17 protein-coding genes and 1 pseudogene are annotated in these 25,155 nt (G+C 66.0%); 8 read left to right on the top strand and 10 right to left on the bottom strand.

The annotated features are described in order from the left end of the window. The first annotated feature begins 18 nt into the window (after positions 1-18). Entirely contained in the window at positions 19-1,611 is a 1,593-nt protein-coding gene (locus AC57B8_RS31665) for a tannase/feruloyl esterase family alpha/beta hydrolase (RefSeq protein ID WP_496481772.1), read from the top strand. 492 nt (positions 1,612-2,103) lie between these two features. On the opposite strand, the gene AC57B8_RS31660 is transcribed toward AC57B8_RS31665, so the two are convergent. Genes AC57B8_RS31660 through AC57B8_RS31630 form a run of 7 tightly spaced genes read right to left on the bottom strand, consistent with a single transcriptional unit; the run spans position 2,104 to position 9,814 of the window. Then, entirely contained in the window at positions 2,104-2,964 is an 861-nt protein-coding gene (locus AC57B8_RS31660; protein WP_496481771.1) for a fumarylacetoacetate hydrolase family protein, read from the bottom strand. A gap of 21 nt (positions 2,965-2,985) precedes the next feature. Further along, entirely contained in the window at positions 2,986-3,918 is a 933-nt protein-coding gene (locus AC57B8_RS31655; RefSeq protein WP_062472329.1) for a VOC family protein, read from the bottom strand. After that, a complete protein-coding gene (locus tag AC57B8_RS31650; RefSeq protein WP_496481770.1) occupies positions 3,915-4,907 on the bottom strand; it encodes an alpha/beta hydrolase in 993 nt (330 codons plus the stop codon). The genes AC57B8_RS31655 and AC57B8_RS31650 overlap by 4 nt, the downstream gene beginning before the upstream one ends. Continuing rightward, on the bottom strand, positions 4,907-6,244 hold the full coding sequence (locus AC57B8_RS31645; protein WP_496481769.1) for an amidohydrolase family protein: 1,338 nt from the start codon (positions 6,242-6,244) through the stop codon (positions 4,907-4,909). Before AC57B8_RS31645 ends, AC57B8_RS31650 begins: the two co-directional genes overlap by 1 nt. After that, on the bottom strand, positions 6,241-7,752 hold the full coding sequence (locus tag AC57B8_RS31640) for an FAD-dependent monooxygenase (RefSeq protein WP_159270793.1): 1,512 nt from the start codon (positions 7,750-7,752) through the stop codon (positions 6,241-6,243). Before AC57B8_RS31640 ends, AC57B8_RS31645 begins: the two co-directional genes overlap by 4 nt. A gap of 13 nt (positions 7,753-7,765) precedes the next feature. After that, positions 7,766-8,740: a Bug family tripartite tricarboxylate transporter substrate binding protein gene (locus AC57B8_RS31635; RefSeq protein WP_070064029.1), complete on the bottom strand. Its 975-nt coding sequence runs from the start codon at positions 8,738-8,740 to the stop codon at positions 7,766-7,768. A 30-nt stretch (positions 8,741-8,770) separates the two neighbouring features. Next, positions 8,771-9,814 (bottom strand): porin, encoded by a 1,044-nt coding sequence (locus tag AC57B8_RS31630; RefSeq protein WP_159277269.1) that lies wholly within the window; start codon positions 9,812-9,814, stop codon positions 8,771-8,773. A gap of 135 nt (positions 9,815-9,949) precedes the next feature. On the opposite strand from AC57B8_RS31630, the gene AC57B8_RS31625 reads away from it, so the two are divergent. Next, complete coding sequence (locus AC57B8_RS31625) at positions 9,950-10,903, top strand: LysR family transcriptional regulator (RefSeq protein WP_496481768.1); 954 nt, start codon at positions 9,950-9,952, stop codon at positions 10,901-10,903. Between the two features lie 484 nt (positions 10,904-11,387). Here AC57B8_RS31625 and AC57B8_RS31620 read toward each other — a convergent pair whose 3' ends face one another. From AC57B8_RS31620 to AC57B8_RS31610, 3 genes and pseudogenes are all read right to left on the bottom strand, one after another. Continuing rightward, positions 11,388-12,818: a carotenoid oxygenase family protein gene (locus tag AC57B8_RS31620; protein WP_496481767.1), complete on the bottom strand. Its 1,431-nt coding sequence runs from the start codon at positions 12,816-12,818 to the stop codon at positions 11,388-11,390. Beyond that, positions 12,815-13,879, bottom strand: coding sequence for a MerR family transcriptional regulator (locus tag AC57B8_RS31615; RefSeq protein ID WP_496481766.1), 1,065 nt, complete (start codon positions 13,877-13,879; stop codon positions 12,815-12,817). Before AC57B8_RS31615 ends, AC57B8_RS31620 begins: the two co-directional genes overlap by 4 nt. A gap of 525 nt (positions 13,880-14,404) precedes the next feature. Further along, positions 14,405-14,524: pseudogene (locus AC57B8_RS31610) on the bottom strand (IS3 family transposase); the annotation flags it as partial. A 496-nt stretch (positions 14,525-15,020) separates the two neighbouring features. Between AC57B8_RS31610 and aceE the strand changes: the two are divergent. From aceE to lipA, 6 genes are read left to right on the top strand one after another with little or no spacing between them, the layout of a single operon-like run. Continuing rightward, positions 15,021-17,693: a pyruvate dehydrogenase (acetyl-transferring), homodimeric type gene (gene aceE / locus AC57B8_RS31605; RefSeq protein ID WP_496481765.1), complete on the top strand. Its 2,673-nt coding sequence runs from the start codon at positions 15,021-15,023 to the stop codon at positions 17,691-17,693. Positions 17,694-17,706: 13 nt separating this feature from the next. Beyond that, positions 17,707-19,299: a dihydrolipoyllysine-residue acetyltransferase gene (locus AC57B8_RS31600; RefSeq protein WP_496481764.1), complete on the top strand. Its 1,593-nt coding sequence runs from the start codon at positions 17,707-17,709 to the stop codon at positions 19,297-19,299. 13 nt (positions 19,300-19,312) lie between these two features. Further along, the gene (lpdA, locus tag AC57B8_RS31595) at positions 19,313-21,067 is read left to right on the top strand and encodes a dihydrolipoyl dehydrogenase (protein ID WP_496481763.1); all 1,755 of its coding nucleotides are present in this window, start codon (positions 19,313-19,315) and stop codon (positions 21,065-21,067) included. 8 nt (positions 21,068-21,075) lie between these two features. Further along, entirely contained in the window at positions 21,076-21,876 is an 801-nt protein-coding gene (locus tag AC57B8_RS31590) for an alpha/beta fold hydrolase (RefSeq protein WP_496481762.1), read from the top strand. A 20-nt stretch (positions 21,877-21,896) separates the two neighbouring features. After that, positions 21,897-24,182 (top strand): NADP-dependent malic enzyme, encoded by a 2,286-nt coding sequence (locus tag AC57B8_RS31585; RefSeq protein WP_496481761.1) that lies wholly within the window; start codon positions 21,897-21,899, stop codon positions 24,180-24,182. Between the two features lie 13 nt (positions 24,183-24,195). Then, on the top strand, positions 24,196-25,143 hold the full coding sequence (gene lipA, locus AC57B8_RS31580; RefSeq protein ID WP_496481760.1) for a lipoyl synthase: 948 nt from the start codon (positions 24,196-24,198) through the stop codon (positions 25,141-25,143). Positions 25,144-25,155: the final 12 nt, after the last annotated feature.

Genomic DNA, 25,155 nt, shown 5'->3' with positions numbered 1-25,155 from the left:
CCAACAAGGAGACAAAGAATGAAGATGGCCCCTCTCACATGCCGACGCGACACCCACCGGCGCATCACCTCGTGGTCCGTGGTGGCTGCTGCGGCGCTGCTTGCTTCCTGCGGCGGCAGCGGCAGCGGTGGTGGCAACTCGCCACCCGCGCTGTTCCCGTCCGCTGCCGGAAGCGCGCAGGCCGCGTGCAACAGCTTCCTGAGCCGGGCCTTCGAAGGCGCCACGATCACGCAGGCGACGCTGACGCCCCAGACAGACACCACGCCGGAGACCTGCACCGTGCGCGGCGAGATGCCGCCGGAACTCGCCTTCGAAGTCAAGCTGCCCAGCAGCTGGAACCAGCGTGTCCTGTTCATCGGCGGCGGCGGCTTCGACGGCGCCATCTACCCCAGCGCCTACAGCCCTGGCGTCGCGGAAAGCGGCTACGCGACCATCGCGACGAACCATGGACACGATGCGGCCAAGCATCCCAATGGCTCCTTCGCTATGGACCCCCAGTTGCTTCAGGACTACGCAGACGGTGCCGTGCCCAAGGTGCTTGCATCGGCGAAGGCCGTGCTCCGCTCGCGCTATGGCGAATCGGTCGGCCGCTCGAAGTTTGTCTACGAGGGCTGTTCGGGCGGCGGGCGCCAGGCGTTGATCCAGGCGCAACGGCATCCCGATCTGTTCGACGGCGTGATTGCGCGCGCCCCGGCCAATGCCTACACGGGCCAGTTCCTCTGGTATCAAAAAATACTCAAGCAGCTGGCCCAGCCCGAGGCGGGCCTGAGCATCCCGAAGGTCAAGACCCTCGCGAACTTCATGCAGTCCCAATGCGATGCACTCGACGGCCTGAAGGACGGCATCATCAGCCACCCCGAGGCCTGCAAGCCTGATCTGGCCAAGCTCCGATGCACGGGCGCCGACGCAGACTCTTGCCTGACCGACGCGCAGCTGGCGTCCGCCAAGGTCCTGTACGAGCCCACCGATGTGGCGGGTGGTCGCTACACATGGCCGGCCTTTCCCTATGTCGGCGGCGAGACCGCCGACGACGCATCGTGGCAGGCCATCGGAGGCACCACGTTTCAGATTCTCGGCGGCGACTACATGAAGTACTTCGTGGCGCAAGACCCGTCCGCAGACCCGCTGAACGTCGACCCGCTGCAGTACACGAACCGACTCGACCACCTCGCCCGATTGATCGATGCAGTCAACCCCGACCTGAGCGGGTTCCGGGCCCGCAACGGCAAGATGCTGCTCATGCACGGCACCACCGACTGGCTGATCACGCAGAACAACACCACGGACTACTACCGCAAGGTCGTCGCCGCAGCGGGCGGGCAGGCCGCGGCCGACCGGTTCGTCGAGTACTACGTGCTGGCAGGCAACGACCACTGCGCCGCCACGCCGGCAGGCGGCAAGGGCCCGGACAGCGTCGACCTCGTCACCCCGATGTTCGACTGGATCGAAACCGGCACCCATCCCAGCGCCCGCGAGATCGTGGCCACGCGCAGCGTCGAGCCGGGCAAGGGCATGCAGCGGCCGATGTGCAGGCACCCGCAGTTTCCAAAGTACAACGGCACCGGCGATCCCGACGCGGCGTCCAGCTTCACCTGCATGTCACCTAGCTAGGCGTCGTGGCGCTGTGTACGCAGCAGTGTTGGCACAGGCTGATCTGTGAAGGCATTCGCGAAGAGAACGCGCGTCGCCCGTTCTGGGTGGCGCGGGAAGGATTCGACACGCGCTGATGCATTCAATGGATACGGTGTCCTCCTGCTGGTTTCTCGCACCCTCTGGCCGCCGAAGCGCGCAACTTCGGCGGGCGGCGAGGGCATGCGTCGGCGTACTGACCCTACCTACGAAGCCCGATCTGGACTGAGCCCCGCAGCGATTCACACTGCCTTGGTTGTCGGGTATTGGCCTCGTTGCAGACATCGATTGTTCCGATCCCGACTAGGGCAATCGCTGCATAGCCGCCCTTGGGGTATACCCCCTTCAAATGGGTGGCCGACGTTCGAGAGGCTCGGCTTGAGAGGAGCTGTCCGTCAAGAACGAGCCGCTCCCCATTTGCGCGCGGCACGCCTGCCCATTGTTCCCGTGGTAGCGGGGGAGGACGATCAGGCCTCAGGCCCACACTTCGTCGATCACGGGGTTTTGCAGAATGCCTATGCCTTCGATCTCCACTTCGCAGACGTCGCCCGGCTTGAGCCAGACCTGCGGCGTGCGCGCCAAGCCCACCCCCGAGGGCGTGCCGGTGATGATCATGTCGCCCGGCTGCAATTCCATGCCTTCCGAGCACGCAGCGACCAAGGTCGCCACGTCAAAGATCATGTCGCGCGTGTTGGCACTTTGCAGCACCTCGCCGTTCAGGCGACAGGTCAGCTGCAGGCCGCTGGCGCCCGTCGGCAGTTCGTCTGCGGTGACGAACTCGGGGCCGAAGCCGCCGCTGCGATCGAAGTTCTTGCCCCACAGCCATTGGCCGGAGCGGAACTGGTAGTCGCGGATGGAACCCTCGTTGAAAATGGCGTAACCGGCCACGTGCGCCAGCGCATCCTCCTTGGCGATGTAGCGGCCTGCCTTACCGATGATGGCCACGAGTTCCGCCTCATAGTCGAACTGCGTGGAGACCCGCGGGCGCACCAGGGGCTCGCCGTGTGCGACCCATGAAGAGGGAAAGCGCTGGAACAGGACCGGGTGCTTGGGCGGCTCGAAGTTGCTTTCCGAGGCGTGATCGACGTAATTCAGGCCGATGGCGAAGGCCTTGGAGGGGTTCTGAAGCGGCGGCAGCAGTTTCAGCTCGGCGAACGCCAGGTGCTGCGTCGCGCGGGCGGCGGCATCCTTCACTGCGCTCAGTCCGTCGGGGTGCTTGAGCAGCGCGTCCAGCGTCGACGGCAATCCGACTTCGGTGAGGTTGACGACCTGCGAACCGGTTCGCAGGCCCAAGGCGGGCAGGCCGTTGCTGGCGATAAAGGCGATGAGTCTCATGATGTGGCTTTCAAGGCCGGCTTATGCCGGCTGCTCCAGGTTGGTGATGAAATCGGGGGGCAGCGAAGGCCCCCACACATACAGCGAGTCTTCTGGCGGATGGTCTGCCGCGGGCCACTCGCTGTCGGCCGGCACGTAGTCGATGTCGTGCGAATACTCGGCATAGCTGCCCCACGGATCGCGCACGTAGTAGAAGTAGTTCGACCCGAGCACGTGCCGCCCCACGCCCCAGCCTCGCCCATGGCCGGCATTGCGCATCTGCTCGGAGCCGCGCCCGACCTCGTCGATGCTGCCCACGTCCCAGCTCGAATGGTGCAGGCCGGCCGCGTGCGACTTCGCGAAGGCCACCAGATGGTGATCGGAGCCATGGGCTCCATGCAGGAAGGCGATCAAGTCGCCGGAATGATCGGACAACCGCAGGCCCAGGATTTCCTGCGAGAAGCGGATCATTCGCGGCACGTCGGGCGTGAAGAAAAGCACGTGCGACAGGTAACGGGGGCGAACCTGCAGCGCGCGGCTGCGCGCTGGCGCGGCGCCATGGCCCGGTGCGACGGGCGGTGTCACGACCGGGCGGGACTTGTGCGAGGGCGACACCTTCGACGCTGCCACGAGCTGCAGGTGTGTGCCGTCCGGGTTGCGCAGCCAGACGCCCTCGGCATCGCCCAGCGGGTGCGGCTGTGCCTCGAGGCCAGCCGTGACAATGCGTTCCCGCAAGGCATCCAGCTGATGCGCATGCACGCCATAGCGCACGTACTCGAGCTGCTTCGACCGGCCCGATGCATGGACCCAGGCCCAGCAATGCGGATGGCCGAAGGTGTGCAGCGCCAGGCGGTTGCCTTCGCGGCGCACGTCCAGGCCGAAGGCGCGGTAGAACTGCTCGGCCTCATGCAGGTCGGGCACGCTGAACACGAAGCGGTCGACCGAATGGACCGACGCATGGGGGGCTTGATTCATACCTCAGCCTCCTTTGTGTCGTCGGGGCAGGCACGCAGGGTCGCTGCGAAGCAGCTGCAGATTTCGTCATTGGCGCGCCGTGCAGCCTCCGAGACCTCGAAGAACCCGAAGAAGGGATGGAACATGTCTTCGTAGTGCAGCACCTGCGTGGCAATGCCAGCCGCCTGCAGCCGCGCCGCATAGGCCAGCCCCTCGTTGTACAGGGGGTCGCACCCTGCCACGGCAATGACCGTGGCGGGCAAGTCGCCCAAGTCTGCGCAGTGCAGGGGAGACGGAGGAAAGTCCGTTGCACGGTCCGCTGCCGTGCCCAGGTAGAGCCGCGCCACCTCCCGCAGGTCGTGCGGCGTGAGCATTGGATACGCATACCCATCGTTTCTCTCGAGCCTGACCGTGTCGCGCGCGAAATCGACACCGGGCACGATGAGCAGCTGACCCGCGAGCGCAAAGCCGCGGTCGCGAACCTGGATGGCCGACGAGGCAGCGAGATTGCCGCCCGCGCTTTCGCCGGCCACGGCCACGCACGTGGGATCGCCACCGAGGGCCACGGCGTTGGCCAGCGCCCACAACGTGGCAGCCAGCGCGTCGTCGTGCGCGGCGGGAAAGGGATGCTCCGGCGCGAGTCGATAGTCCACGGACACCACCACCGCCTCGATGTCGCGACACAGCTTGCGCGCGATGTCGTCCATCAGCTCGACGCTTCCGAGCACGAAGCCGCCGCCGTGGAAGAAGACGACGGTCGGCAGCGACGGCCTGTGCGAATGCGGGCGGTACACGCGCACCGGAACGCGCACGTCTGCGTGCGCGGCAACCGTGTCTTCCACGGAGCGTACATCCGGCAATACGGAGCGCTCGCGCGCTGCAATGACCGCAGCGCGGATGCGACCGCGTGCCTCGTCCGGCGTGCCGCTGAACGATGGGGGCGCACCGCGTGCCTGCAGGGCAGCAACCACCACGGCGAGTTGGGGATCAAGCTGCGGCATGGCCGGCATCACATCTCCCCCAGCACGTGTTGTTGCGAGTTGAAGGCGCGGGCGCGCAGCGCGTCGACATCGATGTGCAGCATGCGGCCATTGCGCTTCACCGCGCGTCCGGCGACGTAGACGGAATCGACATTGCCTGGGTGCGCGGCAAGCACGATGGCCCCGACGGCGTCGGACACGGGGGTGAGGTTCAGGTCGTCCTGCCGCACCAGAATGAGGTCGGCCTGCTTGCCCGGCGTCAGCGATCCCGTCTTGTGCGCCAGCCCGGTGGCCTTTGCACCGGCGATCGTGCCGAACTCGAGCACGTCACGCAAAGTGATGGTCGGTGGTGCGTTCGCGGCCTTCGAATGGCCGCCACCCATCCAGGAGCGGTAGTGCGCAAAGGCATGGCGCATCTGCGTGAACATGTCGCCGGCGCATTTCGTTTCGGTATCGCCGCTCAGGCTGGGACGGATCCCGGCGGCCAGCAGCCGGTCGAAGGGGATGTCGCCGATTCCCTGCGCGTTCAGTTCGCAGTGAACCCCCAGCGAGGCCGTCACACCCGCATCGGCCATCATGGCCAGTTCGTCGTCCCCGCAGAAGCAGCAGTGAACGAAGGTGAGGTCGTCGCCCAGCGCGCCGGCCTGGTGCATCTGGGCGATCGCGCGGACCGGTGCATTGCGCGCATACGCGCCCATGTGGATGGTGGAGCGAATGTCCAGTTCGCGCGCCAGGCGCAGGTCCTGCAGCCAGACCTCGCGGCGTGCCATTTCCGGGCCGCGCCCAGCCATTGCCAGCGTCAGCAACTGGTCGTCCGAAGAGAAGTACTGGCTGCGCAGCCTGCGGATGTCCTGCGGATGACCGCGTTCGCTGTCGAACATCCAGGAATGCCCCTCGACCAGCGGCCAGCCATGGGCGAAGACACCCCGGATGCCGGCGTCGCGCAAGGCCAGGATCGCGGCGTCCGCATGCTCCGGTGTGTTCTGGACATGCGACCAGTCCAGCATCGTGGTCGTTCCGCTGTCCAAGGCCGACACCGCGCCCAGCAGGGTGCCGGCATAGACGTCCTCGGTGCGGAAAGCAGCCCCCTTGGCGCCGAGCATTTCCGCGAAGTAGATCTGAGGATCGATGTCCGCATAGCGATGCCGCACGCAGGTTTGCCAGGTGTGCCGATGGGTGTCGACGAAGCCCGGCATGACGATCATGCGTTGCGCGTCGATGCGCTCGGCCGCTTCGGTCTCGATGTGGGGGGCGACCGCGACGATGCGCTCGCCTTCGATCAGGACGTCGCCGCGGCGCAGGTCGCCGATGGTGGGGTCCATGCTCAGGACCCAGCCACCGGCCAGGAGGGTGCGGTGGGTGTTCACGGCTTGCTCCGCGTGAGCCAGCGGCCCAGTTGCGCCTCGACCTCACCGGCCCGTGCCAAGGCGCTGCTGGCCCAGGCGACGTAGCCGTCCGGGCGCACCAGGATGCCCGTCACGCCGTCCATCTCTGCCGGTACACGGCCGACGCGGGCGCTGACGACGTTCAAGGGCAGGCCAGCGCACTGCAGCGCTTCGAACTGGCGGCTCTGGCCTTCCAGATCGAGCAGCAGGAACTTGCGATCGCGCAGGAGCTCGGCCGGCCGAAGCGACCGGCCATCGAGCGTGAGGAGGTCGAAGTCGGGCAGGCGGCAACCGGTCAGCGCGTGGTTGCCTGCTTCGTGCGGATACGGCGCTTCCAGCCCGCACAACTCCAGCACCAGTTTGCGCTGCACGTCCGGCAGCGGAATGATCTGCTCGGCCATGCGCCGCTTGAGTGTGAGGCCGCTTTCGTCGAAGTTGAACTGCAGCACACACTGCGCCTTGACGCTCTCCAGCAGGGCGCGCATGACAGGCAGGCGCTCCGCGTCGTAGCTGTCCAGTGTCGACTCATCGGCATGGCCGTTGACCACGTTGGCCAGCTTCCACCCCAGGTTGAAGGCATCCTGCAGGCAGAAGTTCATGCCGACGCCGCTGGCTGGATAGTGGATGCGGGCCGACTCGCCCACCAGGAACACGCGACCCTTTCGCAGCGACGGCACCGAACGCATCTGGTCGTCGAAGCGCGATGCCCAGCGGTGGCTGGTGATGCCGTAGTCGGTGCCGTGCACGTCCGCGATGCATTTCAGCGCTTCTTCCAGGGTGACGGGCTCATCCTTCGGTGCCATGCGTCGGTCGCGATGGACGATGTTGAAACGGGTGATGCCTTCACCGAAGGCGTAACCGCGCACCCAGCCCATCTCGTTGTCGACGTTGATGCGTCCTCCGGGCCAGGGCGCATCCAGGTGCGCATCGATGACGATGCCGCGGAAGGTGCCGGAATGGCCATCGAACGGGATGCCGGCACCGGAGCGCACCGTGCTGCGGCCGCCGTCCGCGCCGACGAGGTAGCGCGCGCGCAGCGTCGCTGGCGCCCCCTGGGCATCGGTGACCGACACGGTCACGCCGCTGCCATCCTGCTCGAAGGACTGCAGTTCCGTGCCGCGGCGAATTTGCGCGCCGCTCTCGGTCGCCCATTGCCAGAGGATTTCTTCGGTGAAGTTCTGTGGCAATCCCAGTGTGAAGCCGAATCGGCTTTCCAGGTACTGCCAGCGAATCGGATGAAAGCCGGCCCATATGTGCGAAGGCCGAAACGGGTACGGCACGATCTCGCGCGTGCGCTCGATGAACCGATCCGCAATGCCACGCGCATCGAACAACTCGAGCACGCGCGGCAGGATGGTCCCCGCCCGCGACTGCACGCCCTCAGTCCTGCGTTCGAGCACCAGCGTCTTCGCGCCCGCACCCGCCAGTTCGGCGGCGAGCGTCAAGCCCGAAGGGCCACCCCCCACCACGATGACATCCCATGATTGCATGCTTGTTTGCTCCCTATTCAGGCTGGATGCCTGCTGCCTTGATGGCCGCTTCGACCATCGGGCGATCATTCGAAATCAGGCGCGCCAGGTCTTGCGGCGAGCCGCCCATGACGCGCCACTGTTCTTCCTCGATCTTCTTGCGCACCTCCGGCAGCTGAAGCGCCTGGGCGAAGGCGGCGTTGAGCTTGCGCACGATCGGCTCCGGCGTGTTCGCCGGTGCGACGAAGCCCATCCAGTTGCCGAACGGGCGGAACGACGGGAACACTTCCGTCATCGTCGGAACGCCCGGCTGCGATGCCAGGCGCTTGTCCGACATGAAGGCCAGCACCCGCACCTGTCCCGCTTTCCATTGCCCCAGCACCGACCCGACGCTAAGCACCGTCACGTCCACGCGACCGCTGAGCAGTTCAGGGATGATGGGCGCGGCGCCCTGGTAGGGCACGTGGAGCATGTCCACGCCCGCCACCGCCTTGAACTGCTCCATCAGCAAGTGGTTGAAGGAGCCGATGCCGACGCTCGCGTAGGGCTGCCCCGGCTGCTTCTTCAGCTGCTCTACGAGTGCGCGCAGGTCGGTCGCGGGCAGCCGCGAGCTGACGATCAGGCCCACCGGGATGTCAGCGACGGCAATGACCGGCGTGAAGCTGCGCACCGGGTCGTAGGGCAGGTCCTTGCGCTGCAGGCTGTTCAGGAGCAGGGCCGAGGTCGTCGTCAGTGCCAGCGTGTAGCCGTCCGGCTTGGCCCGGGCCACCTGGGTGGTGCCGAGGATGCCGTTGGCGCCGGCCTTGTTCTCGAACACGATCGGTTGGCCGAGGATGCGCGAGGCGCGTTCCGAGACCAGGCGTCCCACCACTTCCAGCGAAGAGCCCGCAGGATAGGGAAACACGACATGGATGGGCTTGTTGGGATACGCCGTCTCTTGCGCGAAGGCTGGCGTGAGCGCCAGCAGTGCGGCGGCTGCGGCGCAGAAGGTCAGGAAGGCTCGTCTCATTGGGATTTCCTTTTTTCTTGAAGGGCCGCGTCAGAAGCTGTGGCGAACGCCGAGTTGCGTGCCCATGACGTCTTCGCCCTTGGCGAGAACGGGCAGCGCTGGATTCAGTGTTTCGGAGAAGCCCGCGCCATTGTTCAGGCGTGCGATGCCGGCAAAGACGGCCGTGCGCCGAGAGAGGAAGTGCATGTACTGGAGGGCGACTCTGGAGGCCTTGCTTGCCCCTTGCCGCTCGACCAGGTAGCTCGCGCGGATTTCACCGGCGCCGAGCGGCCAGTTTGTGCCGACCAATGCCGAGGAACGTCGGGGTTGGCCCGGATCGTTGCGCTGGATGTAGAAACCGGTCAGGCGTGGACCGCCGAACTTGTAGTCGCCGCCCACCATGAATTCCTTGCGATCGCCTGCGGGCACCGCGTTCTTCTGGATGGTGTAGGCCGCGTGCAGGTCGAAATTCGTGTCGTTGTAAGAGACGCCCAGGCCGGTGTATTGCGCACCCCTGACGCCTTCGCTGGCACTGGCAAGCGCACGCACTTGAAAGCCGCCCATGCGCGGGCTGAGGTACTTGACCGAATTGTTGATGCGCGGCGTGAAGAGGGTCATCGGCCAGGCTGCGCCGATGCCGGTGAAGTAGAAGGGATCGAGCGGCCCGGTGAGGTCGTCCATGGGGATGTAGTTGCGACCCAGCCGCAATTCGCCATAGGGCGTCACCAGCCCAACCATGGCCTCGCGGCCGAAGTAGATTCCGCCGAAACCCACAGTGCCGGTGTCTGCGTTGAAACCATGATCGAGCTTGAACTTCGCGCCCCAGCCGCCACCCAGGTCCTCGACGCCTTCGAAGATCAGGCGCGACGAGTCGCTGGACAGCGCCGTCAGCGTGCGGGAGCTGCCGTTGGGCGAGGAGATGCGCAGGTGGTCGACGGACATTTCCACCTTTCCGGACAGGGTGATGGAACTCTGAGCGCCCGCGCTCGTGGCAGCCCATGCCGCGCACGCGGCCACCAGATGGATGTGCCTGGCAGGCGAACGGCGCAAGCCGGATCTTGGCGCAGCTGCATGCCGCGCGAGCGATGAGGTCATTCTTGTTTGTCTCCGGGTGAGTGAGGTGACGGACCGAGGCGTCCCTCGATGGGCTCGATTGTTCGCAGCCCACATCCATGCGACAAATGAATTGTTTAAAGTATTGTCATTTGCCGCGCAAATGGAAGAACCGACATGCGATTCGACAAACTCGACCTGAATCTCCTCGTCGTGCTCGACGCCCTCCTGACCACCCGCAGCGTGACGCGCGCCGCGGAGCGCGTCTTCCTCAGCCAGCCTGCGACCAGCTTGTCCTTGCGGCGTCTGCGCGAGTACTTCAAGGACGAATTGCTGCAGCCCATCGGCAAGTCATTCGTCCTCACGCCGCTGGCTGCCGAACTGGTCAAACCGGTTCACGACGTGCTCCTGCGTGTGCAGGCCATCTCCCGGGCACAGCCAACATTCGACCCGGCCACCTCGCAGCGGCGCTTCGTCATCGATTCCTCGGACTACGTCATCTCGGTGTTGCTGTCGGAGGTGGTCAGGCGCGCGGCCAGCGCAGCGCCGCGGATGGAGTTCGACCTGCGCGCCAGAAGCCCACAGTCTCGCGACCTGTTGCAGGCCGGAGAGATCGAGCTGCTCATCACGCCGCAGTTCGCCATCGTGCCCGGGCATCCTTCCGAGTTGTTGTTCGAGGACACGTTTTCATGTCTCGTGAGTCCCGAGCATTTCGGCATGACGAAGAAGCTCACGGCGGAGCAGTATTTCGAGGCCTCGCACATCGGTGTCGAGTGGGGCGGTGGTCGGCGCCTGACCTATGACCAGCAGTTGATCGCCGTGGGCAAGCGCGCCCGCAGGCAGGACGTCATCGCGCCCAGCTTCACCCTGGTGCCGCCACTGTTGGTCGGAACACCGCGCATCGCCACGCTGCCGACACGGCTGGCGCAGCAGATCGCCGAGCGCTTTCCGCTGCGCGTCGTCGAGTGTCCGGTGGAGATCCCTGCGTTTGCCGAGCACATGCAATGGCACAAGTACCAGGAGCGCGATCCTGCGATCGCTTGGCTCCGCAGCTTGCTACTCGAAGTCGCGCAGGGCTTGCAGCCGAGCCGGGCGACAACGACGCGTGGCAGAGGGACGAGTGGGAAGTGACGCGGCCTTAAGAATCGCGGTGCGAAGAATGTCGCTCGGATGGCCGCGATGCGGATGAGCTCGTGCGTTCATCGTGCGACTGCCGCGGGCGACAACTAGCGCCCGATGGATCGAGCCTGAAGCGCCGCGTAGCCTCCGCCGAGCGCGATCAGGCTCATGCCCATCTAACTGGTGGCATTGGACCAATGTCCGAAGACCATCCATCCGAGCAATGCGGCCCATAGCATTTTCTAGGACGCCGCGGAAGGCTCCAAGACTACCAGTCAGTGCGCACGCGCTTCGGGAGGCGGAGTCAAACGTCCGGTCCTGGCCGTTCTACGACTTCGCGGGCAAGGTTCTTACCTGGCCTTGACGGACGAGAAAGTCCTTTGTGGCCCGAGCTAGGGAATCGTCTTCGATGACACCGGTCGCGCGAAAGAACTTCGAGCCGGTTCCTGTTTCCTGACCTTCTTGAAGGCAGTCACTGGCTGATGGCCTGAAGGGGTCAAATGCGCGCAGGTCGCCAAGTTCCGTGGAAGCCGAACGGTACGCGATGCGGCAAACGGGCGACCGCGACGGGTTCCGCCGCCAAGTCCATTGCATCGAATACCAGCAGGTCGCTGCGCCTGTCCTGTTTACGCCAGGCCACGGCGAGCAGCCAGCCGTCGCCCTCGGCTGCGTCGGTGGCGCGCGGCACGAACACCGGTTCCGACACCACGTCTCCATGCGGCAGCGTGTACATGCTGCGCTCGCCGGTATCGAAATCGAAACGGGCTAGGCTGTCGTAAAGCACGCTTTCCGAGTCATCCCTTGCTCGCGCCGTCGCATGGCAGGTGTAGAAACCATAGCGGTTGCGCCGGCCCGCGTAGCGCTCGTCGATGCGTGGAAACTCAGCCACCAAGTCGTCGAGGTACTCGCGCCGGAATCCCGTGTCCGTGCCGCTCAAATCGAAAGTCCAGCGGCACAGGCGTGCAGCCATGGCGGCGGGGTCACCGGCAAGGCCTTCGGCATCGGGCAGTCCAGGCGCCGTTTCCGACTGCATCACGTAAGCCACGACAGTGGCGCCGTCGTCCCAGGCATTCATCACATGGAACACGTGGCAGGCGTCGGAGTCGAACCAACGCAGTGTGTCCGCAGTGCCGCTGCGCTGCATCACGCCAACATGGGTCCGCAGGGCGGCATCCCAGGCCAGCAGTGGCTTTCCGCGCATCGCGCGTTCCACGCTGAGCGTCAGTGGCGTAACGGGAAAGAGCACATGCCCGCGCGTCACCATGAAGTCGTGCGCCATGCTGGCATGCGGCGCTTTGAAAGACTCTAGCCGTGTGACCTCGCAGTGCTTGTCCATCACGCCGTAGAGCATGGTCGGCGAACAAGGGCCGTCTGGCGAGTAAGCAAAGAAGTGCAGTTCGCCGCTCTCGGGGTCCACCTTTGGGTGCGCGGTGCATCGCGAGGTCACCCGGTCGCCGAAGCTCTGGTGCCCTTTGGAAGCCAGCGTGTGGGCGTCGAGCTCAAAGGGTTGATGCGACTCTTCGAGGGCGAACAACCGGTCGCCATGCCACAGCATGCTGGTGTTGGCCGTGCCACCGTTTTGGCCCTGCGCCAGCGGGTCGCTGGTGGCGGGGTTGCCGAAAGTGCCGAAGAGCGCGCGCCCGGCTTCATGTTCGAGCTGCCATTTCGGCGTGCGCGCCCAACGGTTGCTGTACGACACGCTGCCCTTGTCGACGTGGAAGGCATGCACCATGCCGTCGCCAGAGAACCAGTGGTAGTTGTTGTCGCGCGGCGCGTACTGCGGGCTTGGGCCGACACGGTACAGGCTACCCGACAGTCCGAGTGGCATCGTGCCTTCGATGTGGAGGTGCGTGATGTCGTGCTCCTCGGCGAGCGGTGCGTAGTTGCCGGCGAAGAAGTGAGGGTTCGTTTGTGCTTCTGCGTTCACGTGGAGCCTTTGGGGTTCATTTGTGAGGTCGATGTGTCGTTCAGGCGCGCGATGGCTTGCCCGACGTAGGCGGCCAATGTCTCGTCGATGCCTGAGCCAACCCGCAGCGCCGAATCGTGGTGAAACGCGCGCTGCAGCTTCGCGCCTAGTGCGGCATCGCCGCCCACCTTGGCGAGCGAGAGCTCCTGCCAGCGCCGGGCCAGCGCACGCATGGCTTCGTCATCGATGGGGGTCCCTGCCAACATCTGTTGCCGAACTTCGGCGATAAGCGGCGGCCATGCATCGGTCTGCGCAACGTAGTGCTGGCGCAGCTTGGCCATGTCGCGGACGCTGCAGTAGGGCGCGTAGAGCTGGAGGCGCGCGAAGGCCATGGCGTGCGAGATGTAGCGGATGCCTGCGCGGTCCCCACCGGTCAGCGCGTGGAGCGACGGCTCGTTCCAGTGCATGGTGTAGAGCTTCATCAGCAGCCCCTCGTCGCCGCCAGCTTCGTCGAGCAACAGCTCAATCCAACGTTGAGCCAGGGTCTGCGCTTGCGGGCTCTCGGGCGATACGCCGGCGGCGACCAGGCGGTGCAGCCACGCCGACAACTCGGCACGCTCGGGCGCCATGGCGTCAGCGAAACCGTCGCGCTGCGCCTTGAGCGTGCGCTGTTCGTCTTCGCTGAAGTACTTCGAGCCCGCGACCATGCTTTCGAGTGCCAGCAGCCAGTCGTCCATGCCGGGTTCTTCGCTGGCTTGCAGCTGGTCCTGCACCGCGAGCAGATGGGTGCGCAGCGCCGACGCCTGCAGGATTTCGCGGTCGAGCTGCGCCACCTGCTGCGCCACGACTTCCGAGATACCGCCGGCTGCGTTGTCGAGCAGGCCTTGTATGTCGGCAAGCGACAGGTCGAGTCGCCGCAACGCCTGAATGCGGTAGAGACGCGCCACGTCTTTCCGCCCATATAGGCGGTAGCCGCCACTGGACCTTTCGGACGGCACCAGCAGGGCGATATCGTCATAGTGCCGCAACGCGCGCACTGTCAGCCCGGTGCGCCGGGCCAGTTCACCAATCCTCAGAAACATGCCTTCCCTCTCAATTTGAAAGGCATCCTAGACCGTGCCGTTACGAGAGGGTCAAGCACTTTTCCTGGCCCGCGGTCGCTCCGCCATCAGCTTTGTCGCTTCCGAGGCGACTCTGGCAAGAAGCTGGACCGCCGCGCCGAACTTTCGCTATTGGCCGCGATGGGACCTTCAAGGAACCAACTCACTGACTACGCCGACTCCGACAATCCTCGCACCTTCTAAGATCTGAAATTGTGATCCAACGACCAGATCCCCGTAGTCGACATCGGGTGCATAGATGAACGCGACCTCAGCATCTGTACAAATTCCGGGCTGAATCGGCCTGCTGGATTCATCGCCCGAAAAGACCACCCCCAAGTACTCTCCACTGCCGACGCGAAAGTGAGGTCTGTACTTTCGGGTCAAGTACGCGGGCATCGTTCGACCGCCAACTTCCGCGGCAACGAACTGAACTAACACCTTCGCACCGGGCATATATTGGGCTTGATCGTATGACTGCTGAGGAACGAACTGGAGCCGGGTTGTGTAGGAATCGACTTCTTTGATGAACTGCTCGACCGTGGCGGCCTTCCAGTCCCGAGGATAGAACAGTTCCGTTTTCAGCCGGCCGAAGAAGCCTTCGCGCGCTGCGTTGTCAACGGGACATGCAGTAGGCGTTCGATCTGTCACCCACGATCCGCGGTCATGGCTTCCCCGCGCTGAATGTGGGCGCCACACTGCAGGCGCTGAGATCTTCGCGTTCGCCCCCGGCGTCAATTCGGCCACGCTGTAGGTCAGCATGGAGCGTGGCCTCATGACAATCGCGGAGCCGCGGCAAATCAACGCCAAGGTCAGTTGAGCGGGAAGTTCGCATTCATCTTCCCCTAGCGAGCTCTAGCGCAGACCTTCCGCGGCACTTGCGAAACCTGTGCTGCGGGTCAAGGGTTTACACCTAGCCGGCGATCCGGGAATCCGGACGGCTCTTTCGCGCCTCATCCGGGTCGTCGGCATCGCAGGCATGCTGAGTTTTCAGGAGCCCGTATGAAATCAACGACTTAGCACGTTGCGACGTCCGCCGAAGGCGTGGCACATCGATTGCTCTTGATCAAGGCCGGCCGCATCGCCCGATGCGGCTTTCGGCCACGACACAGGAGACAAACCGATGAGCACCATGAGTGACCTTGACCCCACGGAAACTGGCGAGTGGATCGATGCGCTCGGCGCCGTTCAACAGCACCGCGGCAGCGAACGCACGAACTTTCTGCTGAACCGCCTGGTCGACGAAGGCCGCCGCGACGGGGTGTACGTGCCGCGCTCGCTGAACACGGCCTACAAGAACACCATCCCGCCCGAGAAGGAAGAAAAATCCACCGGCAACCGCGAGATCGAGCATCGCCTGCGCTCGATCATCCGGTGGAACGCGATGGCGATCATCCTGCGCGCCAACAAAGACTCGTCGGAACTCGGCGGCCACATCGCGAGCTTCCAGTCGGCCGCAACGCTCTACGACATCGGCTTCGGCCACTTCTGGCATGCGGCCACCGACACGCACGGCGGAGACCTGCTGTTCATCCAGGGCCACAGCTCCCCCGGCATCTATGCACGCGCTTTTCTCGAAGGCCGGCTGAGCGAGCAGCAGCTGCTCAACTATCGCCAGGAGTCCGACGGCAACGGCATCCCGTCGTATCCGCATCCTTGGCTCATGCCCGACTTCTGGCAGTTCCCGACCGTGTCGATGGGCCTCGGCCCGCTGATGGCGATCTACCAGGCGCGCTTCTTGAAGTACCTGCACGGCCGCGGTCTCGCCGACACGGCGCCGCGCAAGGTCTGGGCTTTCATGGGCGATGGCGAGATGGACGAGCCCGAGTCGCTCGGCGCCATCTCGCTCGCGGGCCGCGAGAGCCTGGACAACCTCGTGTTCGTCATCAACTGCAACCTGCAGCGCCTGGACGGCCCGGTGCGCGGCAACGGCAAGATCGTGCAGGAGCTCGAGAGCGTGTTCCGCGGGGCAGGCTGGAACGTCATCAAGGTGCTTTGGGGCGGCGGCTGGGACAAGCTGCTGGCCAAGGACAAGAGCGGCAAGCTCCTGCAGCGCATGGAAGAGTGCGTGGACGGCGAGTACCAGGACTTCAAGAGCAAGAGCGGCGCCTACGTGCGTGAGCACTTCTTCGGCAAGTACGACGAGACCAAGGCACTGGTCGCCGACATGACCGACGACGAGATCTGGGGCCTCACGCGCGGCGGCCACGACCCCGAGAAGGTGTTCGCCGCGTATGCCGCAGCCGTCAAGCACAAGGGCCAGCCCACGCTGATCCTGCCCAAGACGGTGAAGGGCTACGGCATGGGCGAATCGGGCGAAGGCCAGATGATCGCGCACCAGGCCAAGAAGATGACGCAGGACGCGCTGCGAGGCTTTCGCGACCGCTTCCAGATCCCGGTGTCCGACGAAGAGCTGCCCAACGTGCCGTTCATCCAGCTGGCCGAAGACAGCCCCGAGATGAAGTACCTGCGCGAGCGCCGTGCCGCGCTGGGCGGCTACCTGCCGCTGCGCCGCCGCAAGTCGGCCGCGCTGGAGATTCCACCGCTGGCCACCTTCGATCGCTTGCTGAAAGATACCGGCGAGCGCGAGATTTCCACCACCATGGCCTTCGTGCAGATGCTCGGCACGCTGGTGCGCGACAAGCAGATCGGCAAGCACGTGGTGCCCATCGTGCCCGACGAGTCGCGCACCTTCGGCATGGAGGGCATGTTCCGCCAGCTGGGCATCTGGTCGTCGCTCGGCCAGCTCTACAAGCCGCAGGACGCCGACCAGCTCATGTACTACCGCGAGTCGAAAGACGGGCAGGTGCTGCAGGAAGGCATCAACGAGGGCGGCGCGATGTCCAGCTGGATCGTCGCGGCCACCTCGTACAGCACGAACAACGTGCCGATGATTCCGTTCTACATCTACTACTCGATGTTCGGCCTGCAGCGCGTGGGCGACCTGGCCTGGCTCGCCGGCGACATGCGTGCGCGCGGCTTCCTGCTCGGCGGCACCGCGGGGCGCACCACGCTCAACGGCGAAGGCCTGCAGCACGAAGACGGCCACAGCCACATCCTGGCCGGGACCATTCCGAACTGCGTCTCGTACGACCCGACCTTTGCCTACGAGGTGGTGACCATCGTGCGCGACGGCATGCGCCGCATGTATGCCGAGCAGGAGGACGTGTACTACTACATCACCCTCATGAACGAGAACTACACCCACCCCGGCATGCCCGAGGGCAGCGAGGCGGGGATTCTCAAGGGCCTCTACCAATTGAGCGACGGCGGCAAGACGCCCAAGAAGGGCCATCGCGTGCAGCTCATGGGCAGCGGCACCATCCTGCGCGAGGTGATTTTCGCGGCCGAGCTGCTCAAGAGCGACTTCGGCATTGCCTCGGACGTGTGGAGCGCCACCAGCTACAACGAGCTGCGCCGCGACGGCATGGCCGCCGAGCGCTGGAGCCGGCTGCACCCGACCGAGCCCGCGCGCAAGAGCCACGTCGAGCAATGCCTCGAAGGGCACGACGGCCCCGTCATCGCGGCCACCGACTACATGCGCAACTACGCCGACCAGGTGCGCGAGTACGTGCAGGCCGCGGGCCGGCGCTACACGGTGCTGGGCACCGACGGCTTCGGCCGCAGCGACTACCGCCGCAAGCTGCGCCGCTTCTTCGAGGTCGACCGCTGGCACGTGGTGGTGGCCGCGCTCAAGGCGCTGGCCGACGACGGCGTGATCAAGCACGCCGTGGTGGCCGAGGCCATCGCGAAGTACGGGCTCGATGCCGAGCGCGCAGCCCCCTGGACCGTCTGAGGCAGTACCGAACATGAGCAACGCAATCGACATCAAGGTTCCGGACATCGGCGATTTCAGCGATGTGCCGGTCATCGAGATCTTCGTGAAAGTCGGCGACACGGTGAAAGCCGAAGACCCGCTGGTCTCGCTCGAATCCGACAAGGCCACGATGGACGTGCCCGCGCCGCGCGGTGGCGTGGTGGAGTCCATCGCGGTGAAGTTGGGCGACAAGATCAGCGAAGGCAGCGTCATCATGACGTTCAAGGCAGAGGGCGGTGCTGCTGCTCCCGCGCCCGCCGAAGCGGCCAAGCCCAGCGTGAGCGCCGCGCCCTCGGCCACCAGCGCGCCTGCTGGAATCGCCGAAGTGCGCGTGCCCGACATCGGCGACTTCAAGGACGTGCCGGTCATCGAGATCTTTGTGAAAGTCGGCGACACGGTGAAGGCCGAAGACCCGATCGTCTCGCTCGAATCGGATAAGGCCACGATGGATGTGCCCGCGCCGCTCTCGGGCGTGGTGACTGCCATCGGCATCAAGATCGGGGACAAGGTCAGCGAAGGGTCGGTGATCCTGTCGCTCGCGACGGGCGATGCGCCTGTGGCGACTGCTGCTGCACCGGCGCCGGCTGCACCCGTCGTCGCACCGGCACAAGCCGCAGCATCGGCCAGCGGCGCTATCGACGAAGCCGCCTTCGCACTTGCCTACGCCGGCCCCGCCGTGCGCAAGCTCGCACGCGAACTGGGCGTCGACCTCGGAAAGATCAAGGGCACCGGCGACCACGGCCGCATCGTGCGCGCCGACGTCGAGGCCTTCGCGAAGGGCGGCGGCGCGGCCGCCGCACCAGTCGCCGGCAAGCCTGCTGCGGCGCCCGCAGGCGGTGGCGTCGGTGGCATCGACCTGCTGCCCTGGCCCAAGGTCGACTTCGCCAAGTTCGGCCCGACCGAGCGCAAAGAACTGTCACGCATCAAGAAGATCAGCGCCGCCAACCTGCACCGCAACTGGGTCGTCATTCCGCATGTGACGACGCACGACGAGGCCGACATCACCGACCTCGAGCAGTTCCGCGTGCAGATGAACAAGGAGCTGGAGAAGTCGGGCGCCAAGATCAGCATGCTGCCCTTCATGATGAAGGCGGCCGTCACCGCGCTGAAGAAGTTCCCCGAGTTCAACGCGAGCCTCGACGGCGATGCGCTGGTGCTCAAGAACTACTGGCACATCGGCTTCGCGGCCGACACGCCCAACGGGCTCATGGTGCCGGTGATCCGCGACGTCGACAAGAAGACCGTGCCCGAGATAGCCAAGGAGATGGGCGAACTTGCCAAGCTCGCGCGCGACGGAAAGCTCAAGCCCGACCAGATGTCGGGCGGCACCTTCACCATCAGCTCGCTGGGCGGCATCGGCGGCATCTACTTCACGCCGATCATCAATGCGCCCGAGGTCGCCATCATGGGCGTGTGCAAGAGCTACTGGAAGCAGCACTCCGCCGACGGCAAGACCTACACCTCGCGCCTCACGCTGCCGCTGTCCCTCTCGTGGGACCACCGCGTGATCGACGGCGCCGCCGCCGCGCGCTTCAACGTCTATTTCGCCAACGTGCTCGCCGACCTGCGTCGCGTGCTGTTCTGAAGGAAGCTCCCAAATGGCACACACGGTGGAAGTCAAGGTTCCCGACATCGGCGATTTCAAGGATGTCGCGATCATCGAACTGCTGGTCAAGCCCGGCGAGGTCATCGCGGTCGATACCGGGTTGATCATGGTGGAGTCCGACAAGGCCTCGATGGAAATTCCGTCGAGTCATGCGGGGACGGTGAAGGAGTTGAAGGTTGCGCTGGGCGACAAGGTGAGCGAGGGCTCGGTCATACTGGTCATTGAGACATCGGCAGCCGCGCCGGCTGCAGCGCCTTCTCCCGCACCAGCACCCGCCGCCGCACCTGTTGCCGCAGCCCCCGCACCCGTGGCCGGCAGCTACACCGGCAAGGCCGACATCGAATGCGAAGTGCTCGTGCTCGGCGCCGGCCCCGGCGGCTACTCGGCCGCGTTCCGCAGCGCCGACCTCGGCATGAAGACCGTGCTGGTCGAACGCTACGCCACACTCGGCGGCGTCTGCCTCAACGTGGGCTGCATCCCCTCCAAGGCGCTGCTGCACACGGCCGGCGTGATGGACGAGGTGAAGCTGCTCGCCAAGCACGGCATCAAGTACAGCGCGCCCGAAGTCGACATCGACGCGCTGCGCGACTTCAAGGACGGTGTGATCAAGAAGCTCACCGGCGGCCTCGCCGGCATGGCGAAGGCGCGCAAGGTCGAGGTCGTGACAGGCGTCGGCAGCTTCCTCGATGCGTATCACGTCGAAGTGGTGGACGAGGGCGGTGCGAAGAAGGTGGTGAAGTTCGCCAAGGCCATCATCGCCGCGGGCTCGCAGGCGGTGAAGCTGCCCTTCATGCCCGAGGACGACCGCGTCGTCGACTCCACCGGCGCGCTGCTGCTCAAGGGCATTCCCAAGCGCATGCTGGTCATCGGCGGCGGCATCATCGGCCTGGAAATGGCCACGGTGTACTCGACGCTGGGCACGCGCATCGACGTGGTCGAGATGCTCGACGGCCTGATGCAGGGCGCCGACCGCGACCTCGTGAAGGTGTGGGAGAAGGTCAACGCGCCGCGCTTCGACAACGTGATGCTCAAGACGAAGACCGTCGGTGCGAAGGCGACGAAAGCCGGCATCGAGGTCAGCTTCGAGGGCGAGAAGGCGCCCAAGGAGCCGCAGGTCTACGACCTGGTGCTCGTGGCCGTGGGCCGCAGTCCCAACGGCAAGAAGCTCGCCGCTGACAAGGCCGGCGTGGCCGTCACCGACCGCGGCTTCATCGACGTCGACAAGCAGATGCGCACCAACGTACCGCACATCTTCGCCATCGGCGACATCGTGGGCCAGCCCATGCTCGCGCACAAGGCTGTGCACGAGGCCCATGTGGCCGCGGAAGTAGCGCACGGCGAGGCCTCGTACTTCGACGCAAGGCAGATCCCTTCGGTCGCCTACACCGACCCCGAAGTGGCATGGGCCGGCAAGACCGAGGAACAGTGCAAAGCCGAGGGCCTGAAGGTCGGCAAGGCGGTGTTCCCGTGGGCCGCATCGGGCCGCGCGATCGCCAACGGGCGCGACGAAGGATTTACCAAGCTGCTGTTCGATGAGGTCACGCACCGCATCGTCGGCGGCGGCATCGTCGGCACGCATGCGGGCGACCTGATCAGCGAGGTGTGCCTGGCCATCGAGATGGGCTGCGAGCCCTCCGACATCGGCAAGACCATTCACCCGCATCCGACGCTCGGCGAATCCATCGGCATGGCGGCCGAGGTGTTCGAGGGGCATTGCACCGACCTGCCCCCGGTGAAGAAGAAGTAGGCGCTGCCATGCCGCTCGCACTGGCTTTCGAGGCGCTGGGATCGGGGCCTCCGGTGATGATCCTGCACGGCCTATTCGGCGCGGGCCGCAACTGGACGCAGGTGGCGCAGGCGCTGGCCGCGGACCACCGCGTCTATCTGCCCGACGCCCGCAACCACGGCGCCTCGCCCTGGGCCGAGTCCATGTCGTACGTCGAGATGGCGGGCGACGTGCTCGCCCTGATCGAGCGCGAGCAGCTGCAGCGGCCCTTCGTGATCGGCCACAGCATGGGCGGAAAGACCGCGATGGCGCTCGCGCTGTCGCATCCACAGGCCATCGCCGGCATCGCCGTGATCGATATCGCGCCCGAGAGCTATACCGACCAGTTCTCGTCGTACGTGTCGGCCATGCGCAGCCTCGACGTGGCGGGTGCGGCCAGCCGCCGCGAGATCCGCCAGGCGCTGGCCGACAGCCTCAGCGCCGAAGCGCCGGTCGACTTCCTCATGCAGAACCTGCGCCGGCAGAACGACCGCTTCGACTGGCGCCTGAACCTGCTGGCCACGGGCCTGTGCATGCGCGAACTCTGCAGCTTTCCCGATGCGCTGCGCGAAACGCGCTACGACGGCCCGGCGCTCTTCCTCCACGGCGCGGAGTCCGACTACGTGCGGCCCACGTCGCTCGCAGGCATTCGCGCGATGTTCCGGCATGCCGAGGTCGAGCGCATCGCCGATGCCGGCCACTGGGTGCATGCCGACCAGCCCGCGGCGCTGCTGTGCGGCCTGCGCGACTGGTTGACCGACGCCAACGCGGCAGCCACAGCCCCTCTTTGAAAAATCCCCACGGAGACACCATGTCCGACGAAAAACTGCGCGAAGCTGCCCTCGACTACCACCGCTATCCCACGCCCGGCAAGATCTCGGTGAACCCGACCAAGCCGATGGCCACGCAGCGCGACCTGGCGCTCGCGTACTCGCCCGGCGTGGCCGAGGCTTGCATGGAAATCGTGCGCGACCCGGCCGAGGCGATGAACCTCACCTCGCGCGCCAACCTCGTGGCCGTCATCACCAACGGCACGGCGGTGCTGGGCCTGGGCAACATCGGCGCGCTGGCCGGCAAGCCGGTGATGGAGGGCAAGGCCTGCCTCTTCAAGAAGTTCGCGGGCATCGACGTGTTCGACATCGAGCTCGACGAAAGCGACCCCGACGCGCTCATCGACACCATCGCGCGCATGGAGCCCACTTTCGGTGGCATCAACCTGGAGGACATCAAGGCGCCCGAGTGCTTCTACATCGAGAAGAAGCTGCGCGAGCGCATGAAGATCCCGGTGTTCCACGACGACCAGCACGGCACCGCCATCGTCGCGGCTGCGGCCATCCTCAATGCGCTGCGGCATGTGAATAAGGACATCCGTGAAGTGAAGCTCGTGGCCTCGGGTGCGGGCGCCGCGGCACTGGCATGCCTGGACCTGATCGTGAGCCTGGGCCTGCCGCAACAGAACATCTTCGTGTCCGACAGCGCGGGCGTGGTCTACACCGGGCGCAAGGAGCAGATGGACCCGAACAAGGCCCGCTATGCACAGGACACCTCGGCGCGCAAGCTGGCCGATGTGATCGGCGGCGCGGACATTTTCCTCGGGCTGTCGGCGGGCGGTGTGCTCAAGCCCGAGATGGTCAAGGAGATGGCGCGCGATCCGATCATCCTGGCCATGGCCAACCCGAACCCGGAGATCCTGCCGGAAGACGCGCTGGCCGTGCGGCCCGACGCGATCCTGGGCACGGGGCGGTCTGACTATCCGAACCAGGTCAACAACGTCCTGTGCTTCCCGTTCATCTTCCGTGGCGCGCTTGACGTGGGCGCGACCACGATCAACGAAGAGATGAAGCTCGCCGCCGTGCGCGCCATCGCCGAGCTCGCGCATGCCGAGATTCCCGAGGTGGTGGCACAGGCCTACGGCGCGGTCGGGCTGCGCTTCGGCCGCGACTACTTGATTCCCAAGCCCTTCGACCCGCGCCTGATCGAGTTCGTTGCGCCCGCGGTGGCGCAGGCTGCGGCGGACAGCGGCGTCGCAACGCGGCCCATCGCCGACATGAAGGCCTACCGCCAGCGCCTGTCGCAGTTCGTCTACCAGTCGGGCAGCAGCATGCAGCCTCTGTTCGCGGCCGCCAAGCAATCGCCCAAGCGCGTGGTCTACGCCGAAGGCGAAGACGAGCGCGTGCTGCGCGCCGCGCAGGTGGTGGTCGACGAAGGCCTCGCGCACCCGCTGCTGCTGGGCCGGCCCGAGGTGATCGCCGAGCGCATCGCGCAGTACGGCCTGCGCCTGTCGCTGGGTACCGACTGCGAAACCGTCGACCTGCTCGACCCCGCCGTGCACGGCGATGCCGCCGAGGCCTACTACCAGCTCAAGCGCCGCGACGGCGTCTCGCGCCTCGTGGCGCAGACCGAGATGCGCAGCCGCGGTACGCTGCTCGCGGCGATGCTGGTGCGCCAGGGCAAGGCCGACGCGATGCTGTGCGGCACGCTCGGCGGCTACGGCGATCACCTGCGGCATGTGCGCGACGTGATTGGCCTGCGTGCCGGCAGCAAGACCCTGGCTGCCATGCAGATGCTGATGCTGCCGGGGCGCCAGCTCTTCATCTGCGACACGCACGTCAACCGCGACCCCGACGCCGCGCAGATCGCCGAGATCGCGCTGCTCGCGGCCGAGGAAGTGCGCCGCTTCGGCGTGACGCCGGCCGTGGCGCTGCTGTCGCACTCGAACTTCGGTGGCTCCGATGCGGCCTCGGCCGTGAAGATGCGCGAAGCGCTCGCACTCATCCAGGCGACCGATCCGCAGCTCGCGGTCGAAGGCGAGATGCGCGGCGATGCGGCGCTCTCCAAGTCGATCCTCGACCACGAGTTCCCTGATTCGGCGCTGCAGACCGAGGCCAACGTGCTCGTCATGCCCAACGTCGACGCGGCCAACATCTCGTACAACCTGCTGCGCATGGCGGCGGGCAGTGGCATCACGGTGGGCGGCATCCTGCTGGGCGCGGCGCGCTCGGTGCACATCCTCACGCCTTCGTCCACGGTGCGCCGCATCGTCAACATGACGGCGCTGGCGGTGGTCGATGCCAACTCGCACCGCAACGCGGCCTGACGACGGCGCGACCATGAACGACACCGCGACTCTCCATGGTCCGCAGCGCGGCGAGGCCAAGACGCGCCGGATTCCGATCCGCGTCGTCGAGGCGGGACCAGCGCTCGCCAAGCCCGACTGGATCCGCGTGCGCGTCTCGCAGAGCGAGAGCTTTCGCGAGGTCAAACGCACGCTGCGCGAAGCGAACCTGCACACGGTGTGCGAAGAAGCCTCGTGCCCGAACATCGGCGAGTGCTTCGGCAAGGGCACGGCAACCTTCATGGTGCTGGGCGATCTGTGCACGCGCCGCTGCCCGTTCTGCGACGTGGCGCATGGCCGGCCGATGCCACCCGATCCGCACGAGGCGCAACACCTGGCAGAGACGGTCGCGCGGCTGAAGCTGAAGTACGTGGTGATCACCAGCGTGGACCGCGACGACCTGCGCGACGGCGGCGCGGCGCATTTCGCCAGCTGCATCCGCGCGGTGCGCGCGCAGTCGCCGGGCACGCAGATCGAGGTGCTGGTGCCCGACTTCCGTGGCCGTGCCGAGGTGGCGCTGGACATCCTCTCGGCCGACCCGCCCGACGTGATGAACCACAACCTCGAGACCGTGCCGCGCCTGTACCGCCAGGCGCGCCCTGGTGCCGACTACCTGCACTCGCTGCAACTGCTGCAGTCGTTCCGTGCGCGCTGCCCCGGGGTGCCCACCAAGAGTGGCCTGATGCTGGGCCTGGGCGAGACCGACGACGAGGTGCTCGATGTGATGCGCGACATGCGCAGCCACGGCGTCAGCATGCTCACCGTCGGCCAGTACCTGCAGCCGCGCCCCGGCAACCTTCCGGTGGAGCGCTACGTCGCGCCCGCGCAGTTCGAAGCCCTTGCCCAGCAGGCGCACGCCATGGGCTTTGCCCATGCAGCCTGCGGACCGCTCGTGCGGTCGAGCTACCACGCCGACCGGCAGGCCCATGCCGCCGGCGTCTGAAATTTCTAGGAG

It is taken from the genome of Variovorax sp. BGA-UO-ETr-C22 (genome assembly GCF_059567965.1).
This window is presented reverse-complemented; position numbering and strand designations above follow the sequence as displayed.

What these genes read in the sequence shown, in the direction of transcription:
- AC57B8_RS31650 (WP_496481770.1), bottom strand. Translation starts at nt 4,907, where the DNA reads ATGCCGGCCATGCCGCAGCTTGATCCCCAACTCGCCGTGGTGGTTGCT.
- AC57B8_RS31630 (WP_159277269.1), bottom strand. Translation starts at nt 9,814, where the DNA reads ATGACCTCATCGCTCGCGCGGCATGCAGCTGCGCCAAGATCCGGCTTG.
- AC57B8_RS31665 (WP_496481772.1), top strand. Translation starts at nt 19, where the DNA reads ATGAAGATGGCCCCTCTCACATGCCGACGCGACACCCACCGGCGCATC.
- AC57B8_RS31590 (WP_496481762.1), top strand. Translation starts at nt 21,076, where the DNA reads ATGCCGCTCGCACTGGCTTTCGAGGCGCTGGGATCGGGGCCTCCGGTG.
- AC57B8_RS31625 (WP_496481768.1), top strand. Translation starts at nt 9,950, where the DNA reads ATGCGATTCGACAAACTCGACCTGAATCTCCTCGTCGTGCTCGACGCC.
- AC57B8_RS31655 (WP_062472329.1), bottom strand. Translation starts at nt 3,918, where the DNA reads ATGAATCAAGCCCCCCATGCGTCGGTCCATTCGGTCGACCGCTTCGTG.
- AC57B8_RS31600 (WP_496481764.1), top strand. Translation starts at nt 17,707, where the DNA reads ATGAGCAACGCAATCGACATCAAGGTTCCGGACATCGGCGATTTCAGC.
- lipA (WP_496481760.1), top strand. Translation starts at nt 24,196, where the DNA reads ATGAACGACACCGCGACTCTCCATGGTCCGCAGCGCGGCGAGGCCAAG.
- AC57B8_RS31635 (WP_070064029.1), bottom strand. Translation starts at nt 8,740, where the DNA reads ATGAGACGAGCCTTCCTGACCTTCTGCGCCGCAGCCGCCGCACTGCTG.
- aceE (WP_496481765.1), top strand. Translation starts at nt 15,021, where the DNA reads ATGAGCACCATGAGTGACCTTGACCCCACGGAAACTGGCGAGTGGATC.
- AC57B8_RS31640 (WP_159270793.1), bottom strand. Translation starts at nt 7,752, where the DNA reads ATGCAATCATGGGATGTCATCGTGGTGGGGGGTGGCCCTTCGGGCTTG.
- lpdA (WP_496481763.1), top strand. Translation starts at nt 19,313, where the DNA reads ATGGCACACACGGTGGAAGTCAAGGTTCCCGACATCGGCGATTTCAAG.
- AC57B8_RS31615 (WP_496481766.1), bottom strand. Translation starts at nt 13,879, where the DNA reads ATGTTTCTGAGGATTGGTGAACTGGCCCGGCGCACCGGGCTGACAGTG.
- AC57B8_RS31585 (WP_496481761.1), top strand. Translation starts at nt 21,897, where the DNA reads ATGTCCGACGAAAAACTGCGCGAAGCTGCCCTCGACTACCACCGCTAT.
- AC57B8_RS31660 (WP_496481771.1), bottom strand. Translation starts at nt 2,964, where the DNA reads ATGAGACTCATCGCCTTTATCGCCAGCAACGGCCTGCCCGCCTTGGGC.